This is a genomic window from Rhizobium sp. P2_G9 (assembly GCF_056403475.1).
Genome location: NZ_JBFUFK010000108.1, coordinates 1 through 8,177, shown reverse-complemented (window position 1 = coordinate 8,177; position 8,177 = coordinate 1). Strand labels below are relative to the sequence as shown.

The 8,177-nt window shown below is 60.0% G+C and carries 6 protein-coding genes and 1 pseudogene; 4 read left to right on the top strand and 3 right to left on the bottom strand.

Going from position 1 to position 8,177, the window contains the following annotated elements; all coding sequences use genetic code 11:
- From ppk1 to AC1DYF_RS40005, 3 genes are all read left to right on the top strand, one after another.
- Positions 1 to 1,373: polyphosphate kinase 1 (ppk1, locus tag AC1DYF_RS40015; RefSeq protein ID WP_477884458.1), on the top strand; the 1,373-nt coding region annotated here is incomplete at its 5' end.
- A gap of 18 nt (positions 1,374 to 1,391) precedes the next feature.
- A complete protein-coding gene (gene ppx, locus AC1DYF_RS40010; RefSeq protein WP_477884456.1) occupies positions 1,392 to 2,918 on the top strand; it encodes an exopolyphosphatase in 1,527 nt (508 codons plus the stop codon).
- Positions 2,919 to 3,149: 231 nt separating this feature from the next.
- Positions 3,150 to 4,193 carry a calcium-binding protein gene (locus AC1DYF_RS40005; protein WP_477884454.1) on the top strand — a complete coding sequence of 348 codons (1,044 nt, stop codon included), beginning with the start codon at positions 3,150 to 3,152 and terminating at the stop codon, positions 4,191 to 4,193.
- 74 nt (positions 4,194 to 4,267) lie between these two features.
- Here AC1DYF_RS40005 and AC1DYF_RS40000 read toward each other — a convergent pair.
- From AC1DYF_RS40000 to AC1DYF_RS39990, 3 genes and pseudogenes are all read right to left on the bottom strand, one after another.
- Positions 4,268 to 5,265 (bottom strand): annotated as a pseudogene (locus AC1DYF_RS40000) (ribonuclease D).
- A 125-nt stretch (positions 5,266 to 5,390) separates the two neighbouring features.
- Positions 5,391 to 6,545, bottom strand: coding sequence for an MFS transporter (locus AC1DYF_RS39995; RefSeq protein ID WP_477884453.1), 1,155 nt, complete (start codon positions 6,543 to 6,545; stop codon positions 5,391 to 5,393).
- A 203-nt stretch (positions 6,546 to 6,748) separates the two neighbouring features.
- On the bottom strand, positions 6,749 to 7,876 hold the full coding sequence (locus AC1DYF_RS39990; protein ID WP_477884451.1) for an Ig-like domain-containing protein: 1,128 nt from the start codon (positions 7,874 to 7,876) through the stop codon (positions 6,749 to 6,751).
- Between AC1DYF_RS39990 and AC1DYF_RS39985 the strand changes: the two genes are divergently transcribed.
- Entirely contained in the window at positions 7,868 to 8,122 is a 255-nt protein-coding gene (locus AC1DYF_RS39985) for a hypothetical protein (RefSeq protein ID WP_477884449.1), read from the top strand. The genes AC1DYF_RS39990 and AC1DYF_RS39985 overlap by 9 nt on opposite strands.
- Positions 8,123 to 8,177: the final 55 nt, after the last annotated feature.

Below are 8,177 nucleotides of genomic sequence, written 5' to 3'. Positions count from 1 at the left end.
GTGGTTCGGTGATCCGCATCGAGACGGATTCGGAAATGCCGCAATCGCTCCGCCATTTCGTCACCCAGGAACTCGGCGTGCCGGAAAACCGAACGGCGGTGCTGCCCGGTTTCCTGGCGCTCAACACGCTGTCCGAAATCGTCAAGGCGCCGCGCGACGACCTGCGCTTTCCCCCCTACAATGCCCGCTATCCCGAGCGCGTGCGCGAACATGCGGGCGATTGCCTGGCGGCCATCCGCGAGAAGGACATGATCGTCCATCACCCCTACGAGTCCTTCGACGTGGTGGTGCAGTTCCTGATTCAGGCCGCGCGCGATCCGGATGTCGTGGCGATCAAGCAGACGCTCTACCGCACCTCGAATGACAGCCCGATCGTCCGCGCCCTGATCGACGCCGCCGAAGCCGGCAAGTCGGTGACGGCTCTGGTCGAGCTCAAGGCCCGTTTCGACGAGGAGGCCAATATCCGCTGGGCGCGCGACTTGGAACATGCCGGCGTCCAAGTCGTGTTCGGCTTCATCGAACTCAAGACGCATGCCAAGATGAGCATGGTGATACGCCGCGAGGACCGTAGGCTGCGCACCTATTGCCATCTCGGCACCGGTAACTATCACCCGGTCACCGCCAAAATCTACACCGACCTCTCTTACTTCACATGCAATCCGGTGATCGCCCACGACATGGCCAATGTCTTCAATTTCATCACCGGCTATGGCGAGCCCGAAGCCGGCATGAAGCTCGCCGTCTCGCCCTATACGCTGCGCAAGCGCATCCTGCAGCATATCGAGGAGGAAACCGTCCATGCCCGGGCAGGCCGCCCGGCGGCGATCTGGATGAAGATGAATTCGCTCGTCGATCCCGATATCATCGACGCGCTCTATGACGCCAGCCAGGCCGGCGTGAAGATCGAACTGGTGGTGCGCGGCATCTGCTGCCTCAGGCCGAAAGTGCCGGGCCTGTCGGACAATATCCGCGTCAAGTCCATCGTCGGCCGCTTCCTCGAACATAGTCGCGTCTTCTGCTTCGGCAATGGCCATGGCCTGCCGCACGACCAGGCGCTGGTCTATATCGGCTCGGCCGACATGATGCCGCGCAACCTCGACCGGCGCGTCGAAACGCTCGTTCCGCTGGTCAACAAGACTGTGCACGAGCAGGTCCTGTCGCAGATCATGCTGGGCAATCTGATTGACAACCAACAATCCTACGAGATATTGGCCGACGGAACTTCGAAGCGGACGGATGTGGGCGAGGGGGAGGAACCATTCAACGCTCAGCTCTATTTCATGACCAATCCGTCGCTGTCGGGCCGGGGAGAGGCCCTGAAATCGAGTGCCCCGAAGCTGATCGCCGGCAGGTTCTCCTCCGGCCGCAAATAAGGTCGATACTGGATTTTCATGGTCGAATCTGAAGCTCAAGGACGGCTGCCCGGCATGGAGCCGGTGTCCGTCGTCGACATCGGTTCCAACTCGATCCGACTGGTGATCTATGAGGGGCTTAATCGTGCCCCCACCATGCTGTTCAACGAAAAGGTCATGTGCGGGCTCGGCAAGGGCCTGGAGCAGACCGGCAACATGGACGAGGCAAGCGTCGCCCGCGCACTCGCGGCGCTGCATCGTTTCAAGGCGCTGTCGCACCAGGCGCGTGCCTACACCATGTATATCCTCGCCACCGCCGCTGCCCGCGAGGCGAAGAACGGCCCGGATTTCATCCACAAAGCCGAGATGATCCTCGGCCACAAGGTGCGCGTGCTGTCCGGCGAGGAAGAAGCGAAATATTCCGCACTCGGCATTGTCAGCGGCCATGACGATGCCGATGGCATTGTCGGCGACCTCGGTGGCGGTTCGCTGGAACTGGTCGACGTCAAGGGGCCGGTTATCGGCAAGGGCATGACGACGCCGCTCGGCGGCATCCGCCTCTCCGAACATGCCGCCGGCTCTCTGACCAAGGCGGCGGCCTATGCCCGCAAGCAGGTGCGCAGCGTCGACTTCCTCAAGGCCGGCGCCGGCCGCACCTTTTATGCCGTTGGTGGCACCTGGCGCAGTCTGGCCAAGCTGCACATGGAGCTCAGCAATTATCCGCTGCACATGATCCAGGATTATCGCCTGCCCTATGACGAGGTAATTGCCTTCCTTGACACCGTCATCAAGAACAAGGAGCAGAAGGAGCCGGCCTACCAGGCTGTCTCGCGCGCGCGCCGCACGCTGCTGCCCTTCGGCGCCGTTGCCATGCGTGAAGTGCTGCTGGCGATGAAACCGGCGCAGGTTTCCTTTTCCATTCAGGGGGTGCGCGAGGGCTATCTCTATTCGCTGCTGCCGGACCAGATCAAGCACCAGGACCCGTTGCTCTCCGCCGCCGGCGAGCTGGCAGTGCTGCGCGCCCGCTCGCCCGAGCATGCCCGCGAACTGGCCGCCTGGACCGGGCAGATGCTGCCGCTCTTCGGCATCGAGGAGACGCTGGAGGAGTCGCGCTATCGGCAGACCGCCTGCCTGCTTGCCGATATCAGCTGGCGCGCCCATCCCGACTATCGTGGTCCGCAGGCACTCAACCTCATCGCCCACTCCTCCTTCATCGGCATTACCCATCCCGGCCGCGCCTATGTCGCGCTCGCCAATTATTATCGCTTCGAGGGGCTTTATGACGACGGAGCGACCAGCGCGCTGACCACCATCGCCACGCCGCGCCTGCTCGACCTGGCCAAGCTGTTGGGCGGTATGCTGCGTGTGGTCTACCTGTTCTCCGCCTCGATGCCCGGCATTGTCCGGCACCTCAGGTTCGAGCGGCCGCGCGATGCCGCAAGCGGATTAGACCTGGAATTCGTGGTGCCGCCGGAATATTCCGAATTCGCTGGGGAGCGCCTTGATGGACGGTTGCAACAGCTTGCCAAGCTGACCGGCAAGAAATTGGCATTTCGCTTCGAATGATGAATGTCAAGTAGAGGCCCGCCTCGCACGATTCAGGTCTATATATTGGTAAATTGTAATTTGATGTCGGTCAAAATAACGCCAAAACTGCCGCCATTCGGCCCATTTTTTTCTCTTTTTTGGAAAATTCGCATCGGTCGTTAAAATCTTAGTATTTCGAATCCTGCCTTTCGTAATGTTTGCCCGCTAGCTTTCTGGTCATCGGCGGACACACCAAAACGGGGACCAGGAATGCCAAATATCACGATCGACAATGCTGCAGGCAACTTCGATTTCAATGTCGACGACATTTCACTGAAGGACCTGTTCTCGCAGGGCTATATGAACAAGTTCAGCTACACATCGAAGAAGGGCGTGCAGACGGCCACGCTTTATCAGAAGGACGGCGACTATGTCAGCCTGACCGGTGCTCTGAGCTTCAGCGGCCTGGTTGACCATAATCGGGCGAAGGCGATCACTGCGCTAGACGGTCTCAGCGTCGGTCACGGCAAGGCTGAGCTTTATTCAATCGAAGATCTTGGCCTGAGCGGCAAGATCCTGGCAAGCGACAAGAGCCTCGCTGCCTGGATCGACAAGCAGAGCTACATCATCAATGGCAACAATTCGGCCAACGACCTCTCTGGCGGCAATCTTGACGACAAGCTCTATGGCAATGGCGGCAAGGATCACCTCTACGGCGGCTACGGCAACRACAAGCTCTATGGCGGCGACGACAACGACCTGCTCTCGGGTGGCGCGGGCAAGAACGTCCTGACTGGCGGCAACGGCGACGACACCTATGTGCTGAGCGGCGGCAAGGACCAGAWCGTGGAAGCGGCCGGCAACAAGGGCGGCTATGACACCGCGATCGGATCGGTGAACATCGATCTCAGCAAGAATGACAATGTCGAGGCTGCAAAGCTTCAGGGCAAGGGTGACCTTGACGTCACCGGCAACGACAGCAACAACACCCTAGTCGGCAATACCGGCGACAACACGCTCTGGGGCGGCAAGGGCAATGACACGCTGACCGGCGGCGCCGGCTCCGACACGTTCGAGTTCCACAAGGGCGACAAGGGCGACACGATCACCGACTTCGATGCCGCCGGCAAGGATCACGACATCCTCGACATCGAGGGCTTCGGCAAGGGCACGAAATTTGCCAACCTGGATATCGAAAAGATCAGCAAGACAGACTACGAGATCAGCTTCGGCCATGGCGATGCGGTGCACATCCACTTCGACCACAGCACGATCAAGGATCTCGACCTCAGCGACTTCAAATTCCACATCTAAGATGTTGAATTAGCATGCAACGCGCCGTCGGAAATGTCCGGCGGCGCTTTTTGCCGATTTCGGGCGCGAGCCGGCTATCCGACCGCACTGATCTCCACCAAATCCACCCTGCGATTGACGAAGCGCAGCGCGATCTCGCCGCGGATGAGCTTAAGCGCCGGCAGGCCGAAGAGGTCGCGCCGCCAGCCCTTCAGCGCCGCGACATCCGCCTCTTCGCCCTTGGCGGCGAGCAGGTCGAGGTCGTCGCCGGTAGCGATGATCTTGGTTGCCACGCCGTTCTTTTCGGCAATCAGCTTGAGCAGCACTTTCAGCATTTCCACGGCCGCGCCGGTCCCTTCGGGCGCCGCGGGTGGGCGGGGGATTCTCGGCAGGTCCGTCTTGGGGATCGCCAGTGCCGCATTGACCTGGGCGATGATCGCGCCTCCCGCCTGGGAGCGCTCATAACCTTTCGGGGCTTGCGGATGCGCATCCGCAAGCGCTCCCAGGCATTGTCGGGATGCAGGTCATAGGTCTCGCGCGATTCGAGGACGGCCATTTCCTCCGACAGCCACTCCGTTCGCCCCTCGCGTTCGAGTTCGGCCTTGAGAGTGAGGTAAACGTCTCTGAGATGGGTGACGTCGGCAATCGCATAGTCCAGCTGCTTCTCGCTGAGCGGCCTGTGGCTCCAGTCGGTGAAGCGCGAGGACTTGTCGAGCTGCACGTTGACGATCTTCTGCACCAGCGTGTCGTAGGAGACGGAATCGCCGAAGCCGCAGACCATCGCCGCGACCTGCGTGTCGAAGATCGGATGCGGGATCAGCCCGCCGCGATTGAAGATGATTTCGATGTCCTGGCGCGCGGCATGGAACACCTTGACCACTTTGGCGTCGGCCATCAGCCGGAAGAAGGGCGCGAGATCAAGGCCCGGCGCCAGCGGATCGACGATCGCGTCGAGCGCCGGCCCGGAGAGCTGGATCAGGCAGAGCTGCGGCCAGAACGTCGTCTCGCGCAGGAATTCGGTGTCCACCGCGACAAATTCGCTTTGAGCGAGTGTATCGCACGCCTGTTGCAGGCTGGCAGTATCGGAAATGATAAGCATCAAATCTCTTGTTCGTCGGGTATGCGCTATTGAGGGAAACAGATCTCCCGGAGGGAGTGTCCGTTCATCTTCCTCTCATACGGAAAAAGCAAGTGATTCTGAAGCTTGCTACAGTATTTTCACCGTCCGGCAGCTGCTTCCGGCCGCTGAATAACGCGCATGACCGTGTAGGCGACAAAGATCGCCTGGGTGGCGGCGACGAAGCCGAACAGGGATCCGGGTCCGAGCCAGCCCATGAAAAGCGAGGCCGTCGGCGGCCCCGCTACCGCACCAATCGCCCAGAAGAACAGGATGCCGGCTGACACCATGGCGAACTGGCCGGGACCGGCGCGGTCATTGGCATGCGCCGAACACAGCGAATAGAGCGGCATGGAGAAAGAGCCGAGCACGAAGACGCCGATGACGTTGAGCCATAAATGATCGCCGGCAAACAGGAATATGAGCGCACTTGCCGCCAGTCCGCCGCCGGTCGAGACCAGGATGGCGGCCCGCCGGCCATGCTTGTCGGAGAAATAGCTGAGCGGATATTGCAGCACCACACCCGACAGGATGCTCGCCACCATGAACGCCGCAACACCATTGGTATCGAAGCCGAGCTTGACGCAATAGACGGGGCCAAGCGCGCGATAGACGGTGTTGGTAAACCCGACGGCGACGCAGCCGGTGGCGGCCAGCGGCGAGATGCCCATCAGGAAACGCAGGTTGAAGCGCATCGGATCGGGTGCCGCCGGGCTTGATTTGTCGGCGAGCGAGATCGGCGTCAGCGACAGCGAAAACACCATGGCCGCGATGCCGAACAGGACGAAGCCCTGGCCGCCGAACCAGGGCAGGAAGAATTGCGCCGCGGTGCTCGAAGAGAGGTCGCAATAGCGATAGACCGACAGCACGCGCGCCCGGATCGAATTGTCGACCTTGGCGTTGAGCCAGCTCTCGATGATGCCGAACAGGATCGCCAGGCAATAGCCGTTGACCAGGCGCACCACCACCCAGACCACCGGATCGACCGCAAGGCCGGAGAGGATGATCGATGACGTGGTGATCGCCGCCATGGCCGAGAAGGTGCGGATATGGCCGATGGCGCGGATCAGCGGCGTGATATGAGCGCAGCCGATGGCGAAGCCGAGATAGTAGACACCCGTGATCAGGCCGATCAGCGAGGTGGGAAAACCCTCATTCGTTCCCCGCCAGGCGATCAGCAGCGATTGCAGCGCATTGGCAAACAAAAGCAGCGAGGTGGAGGTGAGCAGCGGGACGAGCGGGATGAGCTTGCGCATGAATGGGCATCGATGTGGAATGGACCGCGCCTGAATCAGCCGATCGATGGCGATCTTAACGGCACCGTCGCCGGAGAACACCGAAAAAGCGACATAGTCCAAGCAAATTTGGCGGATCGTGCTCGTTCAGCCGCAGTGCTTCACAATGGCGGATGACGCGGACCGTCATATTCCATGCTGCAAGCCAGGGCGCACCATCTCACTCACAGGATGAAGTCGCTCTTGATGAAATCCGGGATTCCGATGTGCTTGATGATCAGCAGGTCACCATGCCCCTCATCGAGCCAGACATCGTGGCCGTGCTCGAACATGTGATTGAAGCGTAGATCGTTGAAGTTCTTGAAGCCAAAATCCGAGAGGTCGATGACATCGTGGTTCTTGCCGGTCGCAGTGAAATCGACAATCGTGTCCTGGCCGTATTTGTGAGCGAAGATGAACGTGTCCGATCCGTCGCCGCCATTGAGCGTATCGTTGCCGCGCCCGCCGTCGAGGACATCGTGGCCCATCGTGCCCTTGAGCTTGTCCGGCCCGCTGGTGCCGGTGAAGGTGTCGGTCTCATCCTTGATATTGATCGTCAGCGTCCGGGTCACTGGATCCTCACGACCAGTCGTGTCCTCGACGATGAAGGTGATGGTCGCGACTGCCTTGCCTTCGAGATTCTTTGGCGGCGTCCACTTCATCTGCCCGGTGTTGAGAATATTGGCATCGGAGTCAGGATTGGCATCTTTATTGTAGAAAGTGTTGAAGAGCAGATCCTGGAAGCCGACCTTGAGCTTGCCGCCTGTGGGGCCAGTTAGAAATTCGATGCCGCCGAGAACATCGCCGTCCGCATCATGGAAACCGAAATCGGCTTCGCTGAATGTGTAGGTCGCATCTTCGTCGATCGTGATCGTCTTGCTGGTGCCGGTTGGCGTATCCGGTTCGGGTGTGACGGAGAAATTGATCGCATGTTCGTCTGATATGTCGACGCCACCATTGGCAGTGCCGCCACTGTCCTCTACCTTGAATTTCAGCGAGGAAACGTCGCCGTTGGCATTGGCCGACGGCGTCCAGACCAGATGCGCAAGGTCGCTCGCGTCGATCGACTGGTCGACCGTGACCGCGACATTATTGAGCGTCAGCGTGCCTGCGTCGGGCAGGGCGGTGATGATGACGGCCTTCAGTGTGTTTCCGTCTTCCATGTCGGTGAAGCCGAACGTATCCGCCGAAAAGGTAAAGCTCGTATCCTTGTCAAGCGTCACTGTGTTGTCGGCGGCGGACGGCGCGTGATTGATGTCGGCAACGCGCGATGTGATTTCGATGCTGATCGATGGGGCTGGTGCATGTCGCATGGAAAATACCTTTTCGATCGCTTCAGAACAGGAAATCATCCCGCTATAGCCGATGCCCATGCGGTCGGCTCGACCATTTTTGGGAGGATCGGCGTGCATCGGCGTTTCGGCGGGGTTGCGTTCACTTATCGTAAATCGGCAACGCCGAGCGAAACCGCAGGGCAATCGGGTGAGTTAATTTCCGCGGATTACGGCCTCGAGGTATTTGTCATCCCAGTTTGCGGTTTTGCGCTTGGGGTTGATTGAATCCTTGCCGGGAGCGAGCCTGAGCAGGTTTGCGGTTATGTGTTTCATTGCATTG